Below are 16,712 nucleotides of genomic sequence, written 5' to 3' on the forward strand. Positions count from 1 at the left end.
GTACCCATGCCCATCCAACACGCCATCTGGAAAGTCGGAGCCCAGCCGACGCCGCTTAACACCACCAAACTATCCAGCGAGCAGGCACTGGAGGACATGATCGTCCGCGAGCCGGGCATTCTATCTGCCGAATGGATGCTCATCGGCCGGCAGGAGCAGACAGGGTTCGGGGGACGCATCGACCTCCTTGCTATCGCCCCGGACGCTTCCCTCGTTCTGATCGAACTTAAGCGCGGCCGGTCACCGCGTGACCTCGTCGCCCAGGCCCTGGACTATGGTTTCTGGGTCGAGCGACTCACGACCGATAAAATTGCCCAGATTTATCAGCGCTTCTCGGGCGGGGGCAGCCTGAGCGACGCGTTCCGGGCCCGCTTTGGCGTGGAACTCGATGAAGAGACCCTGAACGAATCCCACCAGATCGTCGTGGTCGCCGCCGAGCTCGATGATGCCAGCGAGCGGATCGTCCAGTATCTCAACGACCACGAGATCGCCATCAACGTCCTCTTCTTCCAGGTCTTCCAGCATGGTGCCGACCAACTCCTCAGCCGTGCGTGGCTGATCGACCCAGGCGAGACGCAGGCCAATGTCGCCTCAACCACCACCAAGAGGAAGGGCGAGAAAGAACCTTGGAATGGCGAATACTATGTCTCCTTCGGCACCGGCGGGTCTCGCACCTGGGAGGACGCTCGGAAATTTGGCTTCATCAGCGCCGGCGGCGGGAGCTGGTATACCCAGACTCTGAAGCTCCTGTCTCCCGGCGACCGCGTTTGGGTGAAAGACCCTGGCACCGGCTACCTCGGCGTTGGACGCGTCCTTGAGCCGGTCGTTTCGGTCAATGACTTCAAGGTGAAGACCTCGACAGGGGAGAAGCCCGCCTTGGCAGTGCTTTCCACCGCCGCCCGCCTTCGCGAGCGAGCCGAGGACCCTGAGAAAGCAGAGCACTTCGTCCGCGTCGAGTGGCTTGATACAGTGTCTGTTGAAAAGGCGATCAACGAAGTCGGACTCTTCGGCAACCAGAACACCGTCTGCCAGCCCACGACCCCAAAATGGCGGCACACGGTGGAGCGCCTTAAGCTGCACTTCACGAAATGGGAGAGGTGACAGTGCAGCAGGGCAAAGAACATCAGGAGGTGCTAAACGAAGCCTATCGTCGAATTGGCCGGAACTTGTTCGTTTTCCAGGAGATCGAGCTGACGCTGAAAACGCTTCTTCATGATGGCCACTTGCAGATTACAGCCAGTCAACTGCAGAGGCTGATTGCAGAGCGTGGCGCAAAACCCGACAAACGGACGCTCGGGCAGCTGATCGATCCCCTCATTGACCATCACCTCACGCCATTTGATCCGGACACGATTCCTCAGAAACCTAGCAATGAGATATCGATAAGCCTCAGAGTAACCTTCAAATTCACTCTGAAGGAGCGAGAATCCATGATGAAAGAGCTGGATGACCTGGTGACCGAACGTAACGAACTGGTTCATACGCTACTCTTGCGACATCGCTTTGATACCGAAGAGGGATGTATTTCGGCCTGCAAGGATCTGGAACGCTAGGAGGAGATGATATTGCCTGTCCGAAACAATCTGCGCGCCATGGTCCGGGCCATGCACAAGATGAAGCCAGATATCTTGAAGGCTCTGCAGGATCTAAAATTCAGTTAAGATATAGCCGGCAATCCCGGCAATGCACTTGCGGGCTGCAAGCTGTCCAGTAGGCATGGCGGATGGAAACGGGTCGTGAGGATCAGCTGAAGTTCGCCAAGCATTTTGAGCGGGCGCAGGGGTGGCTGTTGCTGGAGAACTACACGGCGGCGGATCGGGCGCTGCGGCTCATTCCGAAGACGTTTCGGGGGCGGCCAGAAGTGGCGCAGTTCCGGGCGCAGTTGCATCTGGCGGCGGGGCGGTGGGCGCGGGCGGTGCCGCTGCTGCGGCGGTTGCAGAAGCAGGATCCGACGGAGCCGCAATATGCCGTGAGCCTGGCCTTTGCGGTACGGCGGGCGCAGTCCATCGCGAAGGCGGAGCAGATCCTGCTGGAAGCCAGTCGGCGCTTTCCCCACGAGGCGGTCATCTGGTTCAACCTCGCCTGCTATGCCGCCCAGCAGGGCGATATCCCCAACGCCTTCGGCTTGCTCCGCGCCGCCGTCAACCGGGACGTGGCCTACCGCGATCTGGCCAAGACCGATAGCGATCTGGCTCCGTTCTGGGCGGCTGTGAACGCGGGGACGGTGGAGAAGCCGTGGTGAGTATGGGTGGTTGTTGGTTGTTTGTTGTCGGTTGTTGGGGGGATTGAAGGGTTTGAGGGTATGAGGGTGCGAGGAGGTGAGGGCAGTTCGCTCTTGGCTCCCTGGACTGGCGTTCTAGCCTGTTGGAATTGTCCGTGGAACACGGACAGATCAGTTTACTCTCTCCTCTATCATGACCTGGACCCAAGGATTCTTCGCTGTTGGCTATTTCTTTTTCTTTATCGTGTGCGCCCTCGCACTCGTGTGGTGGCAGCGGCGGCAACGGAAGACGCGCAAGCCGTTTGGCGATGACACACGGCTACTGCGCACTGCCGGGGAAACCCAGCTGAAGATTTTCAGTAAGTTTGAAGAGGACTTCGCTCTGTGGCTTGGAACCGCTGCCGGAGTGCCGGCGCTCATTGTGGGCACGATGCTGCCGCTGACCCTGAAAATGCCCGATATTCTTCAGTGGGCCTGGCTGGGTCTCACGGTTTTGGTCTTCATCGGCTCTTTTTACGTGGCCGTGCGCTGGTTCGCCAAGAAGACCGAAGAGATGAGCAACCGCTACCTCGGTTACTTCGGCGAGCGGATCGTGGCGGAGCACCTGGAGCCTTTGAAGGGGCAGGGGTGGCGCATTCTGCATGACGTGCCGTTCCAGAACAACGGGACCAAGTTCAACCTCGACCACATTGCCATCGGGCCGCAGGGCGTGTTTGCCATCGAGACCAAGACCCGCCGCAAGGGGAACGCCCGGCCAGGATTCGACGATCACCGGGTCTTCTTTGACGGCCGCGACCTCGAGTGGCCTTGGGGCAACGACAATCACGGCCTGGAGCAGGCCGAGCGCAACGCGATGGAGCTGACCAAGGTTATCAAGGCCGAGACCGACGAGCGCGTCCACGTGACCCCGATTCTGACCCTGCCTGGATGGTTCGTGGAGCCCCGTCCGTCGCGGGCCACCCGGATGTGCCGCGTCACCAATCCCAAGGGCCTCACCAAGTTTCTCCCCAGCGGCCCGGCGGTGCTCGACGCCGCCAAGATCGCCGCCATCGCCACCAAACTCGAGGCCCGTTGCCGGGATGTGGAGTATTGAGCGGCAAGTGGCCGCTCTATGGGAGCGAGGGGCTCGGACCTCGGGTCTGGGAGGGGTGATTACCGGGTCACATCCATCTTCCCCGCATGCCCCAATGGCGTAACCCCAAACCGGGCTTGCGGGGAGGAGGGGATCGGCTAGGGTGCGGGCATGAGCTTCAACGAGGTCTTGGCCGAGCTGCCCGCGCTGACCGTCGAGCAACGCCAGTTGCTTATGCGTCGGGCCTTGGAACTCGACGACCTCCCGCTGTCACCTGCGGATGAAGCTCTGGTTCGGGAACGATCCGCCGACTATCACGCCAATCCGGCGGCTGCGATCAGCCTGCAAGAAATGGAAAACCGTCTACGGGCCCGCAAGGGGCCATGACCTGGAAGGTGGTGTTTAATCCACGCGTCGAGGATGATGTGCTCCAGGCCGCGGCATGGTATGAGAGCAAGCGGCCTGGCCTAGGTGATGCGCTTATCGATGAATTGATCGCGGTGTGGCGCAGTCTGGGCGAGAATCCGCTCCTGGGCGCCCGTAAACATCCGTCCCGGAATCTTCGCTGGCGCTTTCCGGAGCGATTCCCGTACCGGGTGCTCTACGAGGTGGACGAGGTTTCTCGCACCGTCGTGGTGCTGGCTGTGCTCCACGCAGCCCGGCATCCGGCGACGGGGGCCTGAGGAATTCGTCCTTGGCTCGCCGCGTGGGCCTTCTAGCTTTTCGTCACTGTCCGGGGCCACGGGTGGTATTCGAGTATGTTTACAGAGTAACGAGCCCGCTTGTTCTATGAACACGGCTTCAACCTTATGTCCCATCCCATGCACTTCGTCTTAGTCGATTTTCAGAACGTCACGAAAGTCGATCTCGATCGCCTCTCGGTCGATAACGTGGTGTTGCTGCTTTTTCTGGGCGAGAACCAGAAGAAGCTGTCCGCCAGCCTCGAAAGGCAGGTCATCCATCACCCGGCGGAAGTGCGTTTGATCAAAGTGGGCGAATCCACACCGAACGCCTTGGATAAGAAACTATCGGGCTATCTGGGAGGTTTGTGTTCCCGTCATCGGGAGGCCGATTTCTACATTGTGTCAAAAGACAAGGATTTCGACCTGGTGGTGTCGTGCTTGCGTGGAACCGGCCTACGCGTGGACCGATATGATGCCTTCGAAGAGATGCCCATTGTCGCGCCCAAGAAAGGGGGATCATCGAGGCCGCCGTTCCCCATGGTGATGCCGGTCGAGGCTCCTGTTCAGCTGCCCGTGACACCCACGCCCAAAGGGGCGGCGGATAAAATGGCCAAATTCATCCTGCATCTACGCAGAAGCCAGGCTTCCAACCGCACTAAACTGGAGCATTCCATCGCGGCCTATTTCAAGCCCTCGCTACCGGCCGGCGGGATGAAAGGTGTGATCGCCGAGCTGAAGAAACGCGGCGTGGTAGCTATCGATGACAAAGATCACGTCACCTACCCGGCCCCCACTTAGCGACTTAGCGGCTTTGCGTGATTCGCCGATCGTGTCCTTTTTCGGGTCTTTCGTTCGTTAAGATTGTGAAGGTCGGGAAACCCGACCTGAAAGCTGAGGCCATAACCACACCCCAACATAATCATGAAATCCAAGCCCAAGAACATCATCTGCCTGTGGTACACCAAGGACGCTCTCGCGGCGGCGAGGTTCTACGCCAAGACGTTCCCGAAGAGCAAGGTGACGGGCGTGCACAAGGCACCGGGTGATTTTCCCGGGGGCAAGAAGGGGCAGGTCCTGACGGTGGAATTCACCGTGATGGGCATCCCCTGTCTCGGCCTCAACGGCGGCGACGCCTTTAAGCAAACTGAGGCGTTTTCGTTCCAGGTCGCCACCGACTCGCAGAAGGAGACCGACAAGTATTGGAACGCAATCGTGGGGAACGGCGGCCAGGCAAGCTACTGCGGCTGGTGCAAGGACAAGTGGGGTCTGAACTGGCAGATCACCCCGCGAGTGCTCACCGAAGCCATGATCGCCGGCGGGGACGAAGCGAAGCGCGTCTTCGCGGCCATGATGGACATGGGCAAGATCGACGTGGCGAAGATCGAGGCGGCGCGCCGCGGGTAGGGGTAGAAGTCAGAGGACAGAGGGCAGAGGTCGGACCCGCCTTCGCTGTGCGAGCTTCGGCGCGGCAAGGGCCGGGTACGAGTGGGTTGGTCGATTTTGGTCACAGAGAAGAGGGAGAGTGTCCCTGGTCCCTACTTAGCGGCTCTGCGACTTTGCGTGAAAAATCCGGGATTGGAGCCGATTTAGTGTGGATTAGTGGATAAGTCGCTCCCTGCTTCTTTTCGCATGCCCAAGCTCGTTCTCATCATGGCCGTCCTGCTCCTGGTCTTCAGTGTCCTGGCTGTTTTTAAGGACAGGATCTTCAAATGAAGCCCGAACGCGGTAATGACCGGAGCCTGCTCTCGCCTTTGCACTTACTCTTGCTGGCGGGGTTGCTCGTGCTGCCGGGGTGGGCGATTTATCGGGGGCTGGGGCCGACGTTCGCGGCCTACGCGGCCGGGTGGGTCTCAGCCATCTCCCTACTGGCGGTGTTCATCACCTGGCTCGATAAGCGGCGCGCTCAGAGCCAAGGCTCGCGCGAACCGGAGAGTATGCTCCACCTGTTGGAATTGATCGGCGGCTGGCCGGGGGCGTTTCTGGCCCAGCGCTTCTTTCGCCACAAGACGGCCAAGGGGTCCTACCAGTTCATGTTCTGGCTCATCGTGCTCATCCACCAGGCCCTGGCCGCGGATTATCTGATGGGGTGGTGGGCCGTCCGGACGGGGTGGCGGTTGATCGGGGCATAGAGCAGTGGAGCTGAATCCGGAGCGGGAGAAGATCGCGGAGGCACGAAAGAGCGGAAGCGCGGAGCAACCGCCGTCGCCCGAAGGGCTGGAACACGGCAGCAGGATTGGTCGTGGCGGACGATGGACTTTTTCGTATTTCCGCTCCTCCGCGTTTCCGCGATCCCGGATTCTTCGCTTGGCGCCGGGCGGAGTCGCGGCATTGAATGAGAGCGATGCGCTTGCAGCTCCTGCTTGGCTTGATGGTGGGCTTTTTCGGGGTCGTCCGCGGACAGTCGCCTTACACGGAGACGGAGGTCGCGGGCTTTAAGGTTCGGTCCAAGGCGGACTGTTTTGCGGGGGCTGTGCCGGCGGAGGTGCGGGATTTCCAGGCGAAGCTTCGCGCGCAGATCGATCAGCTCAACCGCGTGCTGCCGGCCGACAAGCTGCAACGGCTGCGGCAGATCCCGCTCTATGTCCATAAGGGCGAGCACCGGGCTTGGGGCGCCGCGCACCACCCGTCGCGCGAGTGGCTGGTGAAGAACGGCTACCCGGCGGAGATGGCCAACAGCATCGAGATCTTCAACTGGAGTGAATTCCGCACGCTCGTCGAGACCCAGCCGGCCTGTCTGCTCCACGAATACGCCCACGGCTGGCAGCACCTGGCGCCGGGGATGACCCAGCTCATCAAGCCGGCCTACCAGCAGGCGCTGAGGGCGGGGCTTTACCAGTCGGTCGACTACGTGGGAGAACCCTCGCCGCGGAAGGCCTACGCCCTCGAGAATGACCGCGAGTATTTCGCGGAGTTGTCCGAAGCTTATTTCGGCCGGAACGATTTCTTCCCCTTCGTCCGGGGGGAACTGCAGGCCTACGATCCGGCAGGGTATGCGATGATCGAGCGGGTGTGGGGCGTGAGGTGAGCCGGCCTTCGCCCTGCGGGCTACGGCGCGGCGAAGCAGAGGAGTTGAGGGTGCGAGGGTATGAGGGTGTGAGGATTGGGGATCTCAAATCTCAGATTTCAAATTTGAAATGAGGTCTGCGGGGCGCGGACCTCGGGGGATGGCCGGACCGGTCGCCCAGCGTTGCCCTGATGGTGGCCGGCCACGAGAGGGAGTATAGTCTTCCCATCACAAGCGAGACAGTGCCGGGGTGGAACGAGGCCGAATAAGCCCTCCGAACCATTTAACCGGGTCCTGCCCCGCTTGTGATATTTTTATGCCTGAGCGGCGCCCTTCGACATGGCTCAGGGTGATTTGCCGGGCAAATCAGAGGGCGGGATCGAGAGGGTATGAGGGTGTGAGGGTGCGAGGATTGGAGGGGGCATTCGGAGCGCGACCTAGGTCGCTGGCCCACGGTTAGTACCGCAGCGAGGTCGCTGCGGCTCCAGAATCGGGCAACAACCAACAACGACTTCCCATCCGTAATCCTGTCACTTGATACCTGATACTTGTTACTTGTTTCCTCCTGCATTGAGATCCGCGTTTTCAGATTTGAGATCTGGCATTTGCGATTTGTGACGGCGGGCGGGGGCGATAGCGTGGGAGTCTACCCCGTTGCCTATGACTACCCCCTTCAATCGTCGGGCGTTTATTGCTTCCACTGCTCTCGCCGGACTGGGCCTAGCGGCCTTCGGCGCGACCACGGCTTCGACTTCAACTCCTGCCCCAAACCGGCAGCCGAACCGGCTACCCCGCTGGCGGGGATTTAACCTGCTCGATTTCTTTTCGCCCGACCCGACGCACCGGCGCGGGGGGACGACGGAGGACCACCTCCGCTGGATCGCGGACTGGGGGTTCGACTTTGTGCGGCTGCCCATGGCTTACCCATACTACCTGGACATCGACCGCACGCGGAATGTCACGCCCGAGGATGTGCTGCGCTTCGACCCGCGGCGGGTGGACGAGATCGATGGCTTGGTGTCCCTCGCGCACAAGCACGGCCTCCACGTGAGCCTCAACTTGCACCGGGCGCCGGGGTACTGTGTGAACGCCGGGTTCCACGAGCCCTACAACCTCTGGCGCGACCAGGAGGCGCTGGACGCGTTCTGCGCCCATTGGTCCCTGTGGGCGAAACGCTATGCGGGGGTGTCCCGCGAGCGCATCAGCTTCGACCTCGTCAACGAACCGAGCATGCGGGAGGACATGAACGACCAGCATTCGGCCCGCAGCTCCGTGCCGGGTGATGTCTACCGTCGCGTGGCCCTGGCGGCCGCCGGCGCCATCCGGGCGGCGAATCCGGCGCATCTGGTCATCGCCGACGGCAACGACGTGGGCACGCGCGTCATCCCCGAGATCACCGATCTGGACATCGGCCAGAGCTGCCGCGGCTATCACCCGGGCATCATCTCGCATTACCGGGCACCCTGGGCTTTCAAGGATGTGTCCAATCTGCCCGAACCTCGCTGGCCGGGTCAGATCGAGTGGCGCAACGTCGACGCCGCCACGGGCCAGACGTCGGTGCGGACGGAGACGCTCAGCCGCGCGATGCTGGAGGAATTCTACCAGCCCTGGATCGCGCTCAAGGAGCAGGGGGTGGGGGTGCATTGCGGCGAGTGCGGGTGCTGGAATAAGACGCCACATGAGGTCTTCCTGGCGTGGTTCGGCGACGTGCTGGACATCCTCACGACAAACGGCATCGGCTACGCCTTGTGGCAGTTCGACGGGGATTTCGGCGTCCTGAACTCCGGGCGGGCCGACGTGGTCTACGAAGACTGGCACGGGCAGAAGCTGGATCGGAAGCTGCTGGCGTTGCTGCAGAAGTACTGAGGATGGGGGAGAAACCTGAGACCTGAAGGGAATCAGTTGTCGGATGTTGGTTGCTGGTTGTTGGGTCGAGGCAGGAGAAGCGGAAGACCGAGGACGGGGAGGTGGGCGGCGAGCTAGCTCGCGCAGGATTCGGAGCGCGTCCGAGGTCGCTGGCCCATGGATAATTGACCCACAGAGGCACGGAGACACAGAGAGACTTTCCTGGGTTCGAACCTTTGTGTCTTCGTGGTGAACCTCGGCTTCTATGGATTATGTGCTTTTTGTGGGCTGGGGGTTCCGATAGGTCTATTCCTGCGTGAATTCCCTGCAGCCCCTTCCTCCCTACCACCGCATCCGGGCGGTGGGATCGTTTGCGGAACTGGCGGCGGCACGCCTGGCGGACGGCGTGAATGCGTTGTGCTGGGAGCGGACACTGGCGGGGGATTTCGCGGAGGTCGTGCGGGCGCTGGCGGCGGCGCGTCACGATGAAGAAGCCATCGACGTGGTCGACGAAGACCGGCTGAAAGCACTGGCACTGAGCGCCCGGGGAAAAGAGGCGGTCGCGGTCATCCTCCAGGACCTGCGTTGGCTGCGGGAGCAGGAGCGCGATCCGGTGTTGAATTGCATTTACGGCTACCCGCGGGATGAGGAGGCGGGGCCGGTAGTAACAGATGTGTTTTCCTGGCACGCGGACAGCGCGCCGGTCGAGGCCGATACTTGGCTGTGCACCTATCACGGCTCGCCGAGCGAGGGTCTGCGTAACGAGGAGACGCGGCGGAAGGTGGACGACGCGGTGATCCGGGCCGAGCTGCTCCGGACCTACGGTGGGGCGGATGACGAGGGGTTCCAGGAATTTCTGCACGAGCACTGCTACGATCTGCATTATGCGCCGAAGCCGGGGGCGCAGCCGTATTCCTTCGGGATCAGGAATCTCTGGCGCATCGCCGTCGACTGGCCGGGCAGCCCGGTGCCGCCCTGCGTGCACCGCGCCCCGGCGACGATCGCGGGGGAGCCGCGGTTGATGGTGATTTGCTAGGGGCGGGAGCTAGGCGCGAGGCGCGCCTAGCGGTTGTTGGTTGTTAGTTGACCCGCCTTCGCCCGGGGGGCTACGGCGCGGCAAGGGGGGCAAGATTTCAGATTTGAGATTTGGGCCGGGGGGCTCGCGGCTTCAGGGTCGTCGAGCAACCGCGCACCGCTTGCTCGCAAATTCTGCATGACTTTGGGCAAGGGGTGCAGCGATCACGGGGGGGGCCGGGACTATATTCACCGGCCGGCGATGATCCCCGTCGCGGCAATTCACGGTCGCTCCCCCTCCCATGATCGAAACCGTCTCCTTCCGGCTCAATGACCGCCCGGTGCGGCTGCGCGTGGATCCCAAGCGGACCCTCCTGTGGGTCTTGCGCACGGAACTCGAGTTGACGGGCGCCAAACATGGCTGCGGCGTCAGCGAGTGCGGGGCCTGCACCGTCCTGGTCAACGACCGGCCCGTCCGCGCCTGCGGCGCGAAGATCAAGTCCGTGGCGGGCAAGGAGGTCGTGACGATCGAGGGCCTGGCCAAGGGAACGGCCCTGCATCCGTTGCAGCAGGCCTTCGTCGAGCACGACGCCCTGCAATGTGGTTTTTGTACCCCCGGCATGATTCTTTCGGCCTACGGATTCCTACGCACGCATCCCAATCCGACTTACGAGGACGTCCTCAAGGGCATGGATCGCAACCTCTGCCGGTGCGGCGCCCACAAGCGCATCGTCGAGGCCATCCTGGCGGCCGCGGCGGCCATGCGGGAGGCAACCGTCCCATGAACCCGGTCACCCCTTCTCCGGTCGGTCTGGTGGCGGCCTCCGCCAGCCGTCGCAACTTCCTGAAGCGCTTTGGCTCCGGCCTCTTCATTTGCATCGTGGTGGGCCACGCGCTGGGGGAGGAGGAGTCGGAAGCGTCATTCCAGACCAAGCCCCGCGTGGTCCCGAAGGGGACGATCGATTTTAACGCCCTGCTGCGCATCGGGGAGGACGGACGCGTGACCTGCTTCACGGGCAAGATCGAGATGGGGCAGGGGCCCGTCACCTCGCTGCCCCAGATGCTGGCTGAGGAACTCGATGTGGCGGTGGATGACATCGACATCGTGATGGGCGACACCGATCTCTGTCCCTATGACCAAGGCACCTGGGGCTCGCTGACCACGCGGGTCTTTGGCCTCCAATGGAGTCAGGCCGGGGCGGCGGCGCGCACGGTGTTGCTCGAGCTGGCGGCGGAAGCCCTGCGCGTTCCCGTGACCGGGCTGACCGTCCGGCAGGGCGTGGTGAGCGTGACGAGCGATCCCTCGCGCCGGATCAGTTATGGACAGCTCACCCAGGGGCGGCGGATCGAACGCGAGCTGGTGGTGCCCCCGGTGCTCAAGCAACCGTCCGAATTCAAGGTGGTCGGCCAACCGCTGCGCCGGCGCGATGCCCGCGACAAGGTGACCGGCAAGGCGAAATACACCGGCGACCTCCGCCTCCCGGGCATGCTCTATGCCAGCATCCTGCGGCCGCCGGCCCACGGCGCGACCTTGCGGCGGATCGATGCCTCGGCCGTGCACGGGCGCGACGGCTGCCTCGTGGTGCAGGAACCGGATCTCGTGGCCGTGTTGCATGAGTTGCCGGAGCGCGCGGAGGAGGCCTTGCCGGACCTGCAGGCGGAGTTCGACCCCTCGCCCTCGACCCTCGACAACGGCAACCTCTACACGCATCTGGCGCAAGCTGAGGTCCCGTCGCGGGTGGTGAAGCAGGCCGGCGAGCTGGAACGCGGCCGGGCCCGGGCGGTGCGGCCGCTGGAGGCGACCTATTTCAATGCCTATGTGGCCCATGCCGCCATGGAGCCGCACACGGCGCTGGCGCAGGTGGTGGACGGAAAGGTCACGGTCTGGGCCTCCACGCAGAATCCCTTTGGCGTGCGGGCGGAGATTGCGCAGGTCCTCGGGGTGCCCGAGGAGCAGGTGCGGGTGATCACCCCGTTTGTGGGCGGCGGTTTTGGCGGCAAGGCGATGAACCGCCAGGCCGTGGAGGCCGCGCGGCTGGCCCGGGCCACGGGGCGGCCGGTGCAGGTCGCCTGGTCGCGCGAGGAGGAGTTTTCCCTCAGCAACAGCCGTCCGGCGGCCGTGGTGCGGGTGGCGGCTGGCCTCGATGACGCGGGGCGGATCGCTTTCTGGGACTACGCCGTGCGGTTTGCCGGCGACCGGGGGTCGGACCTGCTCTACGATGTGCCCGACCACCGGATCAGCGCCGTGGGCAACTTCAACGGACCGCCGGAGGTACATCCGATGCCGATCGGCGCGTGGCGTGCCCCCGGGTGCAGCACCAACGCGTTTGCCCGTGAGTCCCATATCGACCGCCTGGCGGAACTGGCCGGGGTCGATCCCATCGAGTTCCGGCTGCGTCATCTCACCAACCCCCGCGCCCGCCGGGTGCTTGAGGCGGCGGCGGCCGGCTGGGGCTGGCAACCGGGGCAGGGCGTGACCGGGCGCGGCCTCGGGGTGGCGCTCGGCCTGGATGCCGGTACCTATGTGGCCACGATCGCCGAGGTGGCGGTCGATCCCGTGACGGGCGCGGTGCGGGTGAAGCGCGTGCTCTGCGCGCAGGACATGGGCCGCGTGATCAATCCCGCCGGCGCGAAGGAGCAGATGGAAGGCTGCATCATGATGGGCTTGGGCTATGCGTTGACGGAGGAAATCCGCTTCAAGGCGGGAGTGGTGCTCGACACGAATTTCGACACCTACGAATTGCCGCGCTTCTCCTGGCTGCCGAAAATCGAGACCGTCATCCTCGACCTGATGGATGAGCCGGCCCAGGGCGGCGGCGAGCCGGCCGTCATCGTGATGGGCGCGGTCCTGGCGAACGCGATCCATGACGTGACCGGCGCCCGCCTGCTCGAACTCCCGATGACGCCGGCGCGGGTGAAGGCGGCGATGGGGGGAGTAGCATAAGGTCGGGGCTTCCGCCGACTTAGCGCGCGAGGACGTCGCAAGCGACGACCATACAGTAGAACGGCAGGCTTAAGGCGAGCTGGCTCGGGCGGGTAGCGGCGCGCGACCCTTTCGGCAAGCTCACGGCCCTGAGTCAGCCGAACGGGCAAGGGCGCGGCCCACGACGAATCAGGCGGTGATGTAGGGCGGGGTCGCCGAACCCCGCCTTTCTGCGATGACCATATCACGTTCACGGCGGGGTTGCTTCGCCATCTCCGCCGAGCCTCCGTCGGCGACCCCGCCCTACAAATTGCCCCGCGCCGCCGCGACGCCGGCCAATCTCCCGCTTGTGAATCGGGCGCGGGGTGATTCAGTGGTCGCACGATGATACCCCGCATCCTGGTTCTGCTGGCTTGTGTCTTCACGGTTACGGTCCGCGCGGAGCGCGTGTACGTGTTGCATGAGGCCGGCAGCCCGCAGGCGGCGTATGCGGCGCGGAAACTGGGGGAGGCGTTGCGGGGGCAGGGCCATGAGGTGCTGGCGGAGAGGGCGGGGTATGACCGGTTGGTCAGCCTGGCGATCCACCGCGAGCGGCTCGGGCCGGAGGCGTTTCTGATCATCCCGGAGGGGAAGGTGATCACGGTGTACGGCGGTGATGCCCGCGGCCTGATCTATGGCACCCTCGCGCTCGCGGACTCGTTGCGCCAGGGCACGCCGCTGGGTGAGGTGAAGGCCGCGGCGGACCAGCCGCGGTTGGAGTTCCGCGGCATCAAATACAACCTGCCGTGGGAGACCTACCGCGAGAGCTCGGCGCTCAGCCAGCACATCCCGGTGGCGAAGGATTTGAAATACTGGGAGGCGTTTTTGGACATGATGGTCGCCAACCGTTTCAACGTGGTGAGCCTGTGGAACCTGCACCCGTTCACCTTCATGGTGCGGCCGGCGAACTTCCCGGAGGCCAGCCCGTGGTCGGAGGTGGAGCAGGAGGAGTGGCGGCAGCTCTACCGCGGTATCTTCCGGCTGGCGAAGGAGCGCGGGCTCGACACGTACATCGTCCACTGGAGCATCTTCGTGAGCAAGGAGCTGGCGGCGGCGCACGGCGTGGCGAAGAAGAATTTCTACCCGCACTACTATGTGGACGGCGACACCTCGGAGATCGTGCGCCGGTATATCCGGGAGAGCGTGACGCAGGTTCTCAACGAATACCCGGACCTCGACGGCATCGGCCTCTCGCACGGCGAGGGCATGGCGGGGATGACGCCGCTCGAGCGGCAGAAGTGGATGGATGACGTGATCGTGGCGGGCATGCTCGATGCGAACCGCAAGGTGAAGCTGATTCACCGCGTGCCATTCTCGTCGGGGCTGTCCTCGGCCGGCGGCACGAGCAACGAGGTCGAGCAGGTGACGCGAGCGGCGATGGAGCAGCTGGGCGACCGGTTTGACGGGCCGATCTGGGTGGAGATGAAGTTCAACTGGTCGCATGCCCACACGACGCCAAAGTTCGTGAAGGTGCACGGCGGCAAGCTGGGGGACACGTATTTCAAGCCGGCGCCGAAGAACTACAAGGTCACGTGGATGGCCCGGAACGAGGACTTCTTCGCCCTGCGCTGGGGCGTGCCGGATTTCATCCGCCAGCATATCCGCCTCAATGCGGTGGAGGACTATGTCGGCGGGTATTTTGTGGGTTCGGAGTGCTACATCCCGGCGCTGGACTATTTCACGGCGGTGAAGGATCCCGTGGACTGGAAGTGGGCCTTCGAGCGGCAGTGGCTGTTTTATCAGCTGTGGGGCCGGCTGCTCTACAACCCGGACACGCCCGACGCGGTCTTTCAAGGGGAGTTCAACCGGCGCTATGGCGCGAAGGGGGACAACCTGCTGCGGGCCTACGCGCTGGCCTCGAACACCCAGATGCGGCTGGGCTCGCTGTATGATTCACGCTGGGATTTCACGCTCTACGGAGAGGGGTTCCTGGCGCTGCAAGGGGAGTACACGAAGTACATCGGCGTGGATGAGCTGATCGGCCACGCGGTGATGGACCCGGCGTATGTGTCGGTGAAGGATTACGTCGCGACGCTGGCCAAGGGCGGGAGCTACGGCCCGGAGCGGATCACGCCCCCGGTGCTGGCGGATTTGCTCGAGCGGGATTGCCGCGAGGCACTGGGGCTGGTGGCGGGGATCGATACGACCGGCAACGCCACGCTGCGTTACGAGGTGGCGGACGTGCAAACCTGGGCGCAGCTCGGCTTGCACTTGGCGGCGAAGCTGCGGGGCGCGGTGGCGCTTCAGCGTTTCCGTACGGGTGGCGCGGCGGCGGACAAAGAGGTGGCGATCGCGCAACTGGAGCAGGCGGTCGGGCACTGGGACGAGGTCGTCAAGATCACGCGGCCGCTGTACCGCGACATGCCGCTCACGCACTACAACCATAACTTTTTCCATACGAACCCGGACAACCTGTTTCACTGGGCGCGGATCCGGGACGAGGTCGCGCAGGATGTGGCGGTGGCGCGGGAGTGACCCGCCCGCGCCCGGGGGTCTTTGGCTCGACGCCCTTCGACTTCGCTCAGGGTGATTTGCCGGGGCAAATCAGAGTGACCCGCTTTCGCCCGGTGGGCTACGGCGCGGCAAGGGGGGGCGGGCGAGACCTGAGACCTGAAACCTGAGACCTGAGACCTGAAATTGGACGACGACAGGGATCTGTGATTTCAAATTTCAAATGGTCGGCCGGGGCCCACTCGGCCGGGTCAGTTCGAGTGGGGTTTGGGCCAGACGGGCTTGCCGGTGACGGCGGGCTTGCTGTGGGGGGCGGAGTGGTGCGCGGTCTGGGGGGCGCGGGCCTCGTGTTTTTGGAGCGCGAGGGTGATGGCCTCCTTCTCGGCCTGGGCGGGCGAGACCTGGTAGGAGGCGAGGTTGTCGGCGACGGTCGAAGCGTGGGTGGCTGCACCGAAAGGGTCCCCCTTGGGCTTGCGGCCCAGCTTGCGCTCGGCTTCGAGCCAGATCTCGTCGTCGCAGCCGGTGGGGCAGCCCCGGGATTGCCAGAGCTGGTGGGCGTATTGGGCAATGTCGGCGTGGGGATGGGCGTCCGGGCTAGGGGTCGGGAGAGAGTTCATGCTATGTTCAACCCCGTCGTGCAGGTGTGGTTCCGGGTATTTCCGGGCGGAGCTATGCCCATGGGCATGAGGCGCACCCCCGCGGACCCGGTCGGGTTGAGTCGATCGCGCCCTGTGGGCCGGTTGCTCCGCCACAGGCACGAAGATCCTCCCCTCCGGAACATGTCACGTATTAAGTGACATGGGATGGGGGCCGACCTGATCTAAGGCCGTTTCATGGGTCGGATAGTCGCCCACGCTGGGGCTAGCTTGGGGGTATGTATCGCTATGCTCTCTCGAGCCCGGTGGACGATCCGGGTGGCGGCCCCATCGGGGCCTTGCTGACCGCGGCATTAGTCATGGCCCAAGAAGCCCCCAAGGCCTTCCGCATCGAGGCGAAGCGTCGCACCCGACGTGGCGGCGGCACGCTGCGGCCGGGGGCGGGTACGCCTCTCTGGAACGAACTCAAACGCCGGTTGCGACCCCACCTCAGAAAATATGGCAAGCAGGCCAATCTCGGGCGATTGCTCGGGCTGCCCCGTCAACGCGTCAATGCCTACGTGACCGGCGGTGGGGAAATGCCCGATGCAGAGCGCACGCTCCAGCTCCTGGTCTGGCTGGTGCTCGTGGAGCGGGGGAAGCCGCCGGGTTGAGGATGCGGCGGGTGTCGCCTGTCACACAAACGGTGCCACAATCGTCAGTCGTCCAAGGCCGGATGATGTGTCACCTATTGCGTGACATGTTTGCGAAGCGCCGTCGGTGGGGCAGCTGGCACTTATTATGAGACAGGTATACGGATGCGCCGAGGAGGTGAACACGTCACTTAATACGTGACATGTGCGGCGGCTCGTACGGATCCAGAAG

Annotated in this window: 17 protein-coding genes; 16 read left to right on the forward strand and 1 reads right to left on the reverse strand. The window is 63.7% G+C overall.

What is annotated here, in order from left to right; translation table 11 throughout:
• Positions 1-6: 6 nt before the first annotated feature.
• From Verru16B_RS12570 to Verru16B_RS12640, 15 genes are all read left to right on the forward strand, one after another.
• Entirely contained in the window at positions 7-1,101 is a 1,095-nt protein-coding gene (locus Verru16B_RS12570; RefSeq protein WP_069962604.1) for a PDDEXK family nuclease, read from the forward strand.
• The gene (locus Verru16B_RS12575) at positions 1,089-1,553 is read left to right on the forward strand and encodes a hypothetical protein (RefSeq protein WP_069962605.1); all 465 of its coding nucleotides are present in this window, start codon (positions 1,089-1,091) and stop codon (positions 1,551-1,553) included. Before Verru16B_RS12570 ends, Verru16B_RS12575 begins: the two co-directional genes overlap by 13 nt.
• 170 nt (positions 1,554-1,723) lie before the next feature.
• Entirely contained in the window at positions 1,724-2,242 is a 519-nt protein-coding gene (locus Verru16B_RS12580; protein ID WP_069962606.1) for a tetratricopeptide repeat protein, read from the forward strand.
• A 172-nt stretch (positions 2,243-2,414) separates the two neighbouring features.
• A complete protein-coding gene (locus Verru16B_RS12585; RefSeq protein ID WP_069962607.1) occupies positions 2,415-3,314 on the forward strand; it encodes a nuclease-related domain-containing protein in 900 nt (299 codons plus the stop codon).
• A 150-nt stretch (positions 3,315-3,464) separates the two neighbouring features.
• Positions 3,465-3,680: a hypothetical protein gene (locus Verru16B_RS12590; protein WP_069962608.1), complete on the forward strand. Its 216-nt coding sequence runs from the start codon at positions 3,465-3,467 to the stop codon at positions 3,678-3,680.
• Between the two features lie 11 nt (positions 3,681-3,691).
• Positions 3,692-3,976 carry a type II toxin-antitoxin system RelE/ParE family toxin gene (locus Verru16B_RS12595; RefSeq protein WP_157772404.1) on the forward strand — a complete coding sequence of 95 codons (285 nt, stop codon included), beginning with the start codon at positions 3,692-3,694 and terminating at the stop codon, positions 3,974-3,976.
• Positions 3,977-4,114: 138 nt separating this feature from the next.
• Complete coding sequence (locus Verru16B_RS12600) at positions 4,115-4,774, forward strand: PIN domain-containing protein (protein ID WP_069962610.1); 660 nt, start codon at positions 4,115-4,117, stop codon at positions 4,772-4,774.
• A gap of 123 nt (positions 4,775-4,897) precedes the next feature.
• Positions 4,898-5,380, forward strand: coding sequence for a VOC family protein (locus Verru16B_RS12605; RefSeq protein ID WP_069962611.1), 483 nt, complete (start codon positions 4,898-4,900; stop codon positions 5,378-5,380).
• 305 nt (positions 5,381-5,685) lie between these two features.
• Positions 5,686-6,105, forward strand: coding sequence for a DUF1294 domain-containing protein (locus tag Verru16B_RS12610; RefSeq protein ID WP_069962612.1), 420 nt, complete (start codon positions 5,686-5,688; stop codon positions 6,103-6,105).
• 203 nt (positions 6,106-6,308) lie between these two features.
• Positions 6,309-7,001, forward strand: coding sequence for a hypothetical protein (locus Verru16B_RS12615; protein ID WP_169829293.1), 693 nt, complete (start codon positions 6,309-6,311; stop codon positions 6,999-7,001).
• A 639-nt stretch (positions 7,002-7,640) separates the two neighbouring features.
• On the forward strand, positions 7,641-8,846 hold the full coding sequence (locus Verru16B_RS12620) for a glycoside hydrolase family 5 protein (protein ID WP_069962614.1): 1,206 nt from the start codon (positions 7,641-7,643) through the stop codon (positions 8,844-8,846).
• A gap of 295 nt (positions 8,847-9,141) precedes the next feature.
• The gene (locus tag Verru16B_RS12625) at positions 9,142-9,861 is read left to right on the forward strand and encodes a hypothetical protein (RefSeq protein WP_083270328.1); all 720 of its coding nucleotides are present in this window, start codon (positions 9,142-9,144) and stop codon (positions 9,859-9,861) included.
• A gap of 280 nt (positions 9,862-10,141) precedes the next feature.
• Complete coding sequence (locus Verru16B_RS12630; RefSeq protein WP_083270329.1) at positions 10,142-10,624, forward strand: (2Fe-2S)-binding protein; 483 nt, start codon at positions 10,142-10,144, stop codon at positions 10,622-10,624.
• Positions 10,621-12,783: a xanthine dehydrogenase family protein molybdopterin-binding subunit gene (locus Verru16B_RS12635; protein WP_069962615.1), complete on the forward strand. Its 2,163-nt coding sequence runs from the start codon at positions 10,621-10,623 to the stop codon at positions 12,781-12,783. Before Verru16B_RS12630 ends, Verru16B_RS12635 begins: the two co-directional genes overlap by 4 nt.
• Before the next feature lie 363 nt (positions 12,784-13,146).
• Complete coding sequence (locus tag Verru16B_RS12640; RefSeq protein WP_069962616.1) at positions 13,147-15,276, forward strand: hypothetical protein; 2,130 nt, start codon at positions 13,147-13,149, stop codon at positions 15,274-15,276.
• A 227-nt stretch (positions 15,277-15,503) separates the two neighbouring features.
• On the opposite strand, the gene Verru16B_RS12645 is transcribed toward Verru16B_RS12640, so the two are convergent.
• Complete coding sequence (locus tag Verru16B_RS12645; protein WP_069962617.1) at positions 15,504-15,869, reverse strand: DUF2934 domain-containing protein; 366 nt, start codon at positions 15,867-15,869, stop codon at positions 15,504-15,506.
• Positions 15,870-16,126: 257 nt separating this feature from the next.
• Between Verru16B_RS12645 and Verru16B_RS12650 the strand changes: the two genes are divergently transcribed.
• Positions 16,127-16,501: a hypothetical protein gene (locus Verru16B_RS12650; RefSeq protein WP_069962618.1), complete on the forward strand. Its 375-nt coding sequence runs from the start codon at positions 16,127-16,129 to the stop codon at positions 16,499-16,501.
• Positions 16,502-16,712 lie beyond the last annotated feature (211 nt).

The organism is Lacunisphaera limnophila (assembly GCF_001746835.1).
GTDB classification, from domain to species: domain Bacteria; phylum Verrucomicrobiota; class Verrucomicrobiia; order Opitutales; family Opitutaceae; genus Lacunisphaera; species Lacunisphaera limnophila.

Bases quoted from the DNA above. Each gene is read 5' to 3' on its own strand.
- Verru16B_RS12620 (WP_069962614.1), top strand. From the start codon at position 7,641: ATGACTACCCCCTTCAATCGTCGGGCGTTTATTGCTTCCACTGCTCTC.
- Verru16B_RS12645 (WP_069962617.1), bottom strand. From the start codon at position 15,869: ATGAACTCTCTCCCGACCCCTAGCCCGGACGCCCATCCCCACGCCGAC.
- Verru16B_RS12635 (WP_069962615.1), top strand. From the start codon at position 10,621: ATGAACCCGGTCACCCCTTCTCCGGTCGGTCTGGTGGCGGCCTCCGCC.
- Verru16B_RS12585 (WP_069962607.1), top strand. From the start codon at position 2,415: ATGACCTGGACCCAAGGATTCTTCGCTGTTGGCTATTTCTTTTTCTTT.
- Verru16B_RS12570 (WP_069962604.1), top strand. From the start codon at position 7: ATGCCCATCCAACACGCCATCTGGAAAGTCGGAGCCCAGCCGACGCCG.
- Verru16B_RS12590 (WP_069962608.1), top strand. From the start codon at position 3,465: ATGAGCTTCAACGAGGTCTTGGCCGAGCTGCCCGCGCTGACCGTCGAG.
- Verru16B_RS12580 (WP_069962606.1), top strand. From the start codon at position 1,724: ATGGAAACGGGTCGTGAGGATCAGCTGAAGTTCGCCAAGCATTTTGAG.
- Verru16B_RS12650 (WP_069962618.1), top strand. From the start codon at position 16,127: ATGTATCGCTATGCTCTCTCGAGCCCGGTGGACGATCCGGGTGGCGGC.
- Verru16B_RS12610 (WP_069962612.1), top strand. From the start codon at position 5,686: ATGAAGCCCGAACGCGGTAATGACCGGAGCCTGCTCTCGCCTTTGCAC.
- Verru16B_RS12605 (WP_069962611.1), top strand. From the start codon at position 4,898: ATGAAATCCAAGCCCAAGAACATCATCTGCCTGTGGTACACCAAGGAC.
- Verru16B_RS12615 (WP_169829293.1), top strand. From the start codon at position 6,309: ATGAGAGCGATGCGCTTGCAGCTCCTGCTTGGCTTGATGGTGGGCTTT.
- Verru16B_RS12600 (WP_069962610.1), top strand. From the start codon at position 4,115: ATGCACTTCGTCTTAGTCGATTTTCAGAACGTCACGAAAGTCGATCTC.
- Verru16B_RS12630 (WP_083270329.1), top strand. From the start codon at position 10,142: ATGATCGAAACCGTCTCCTTCCGGCTCAATGACCGCCCGGTGCGGCTG.
- Verru16B_RS12640 (WP_069962616.1), top strand. From the start codon at position 13,147: ATGATACCCCGCATCCTGGTTCTGCTGGCTTGTGTCTTCACGGTTACG.
- Verru16B_RS12575 (WP_069962605.1), top strand. From the start codon at position 1,089: ATGGGAGAGGTGACAGTGCAGCAGGGCAAAGAACATCAGGAGGTGCTA.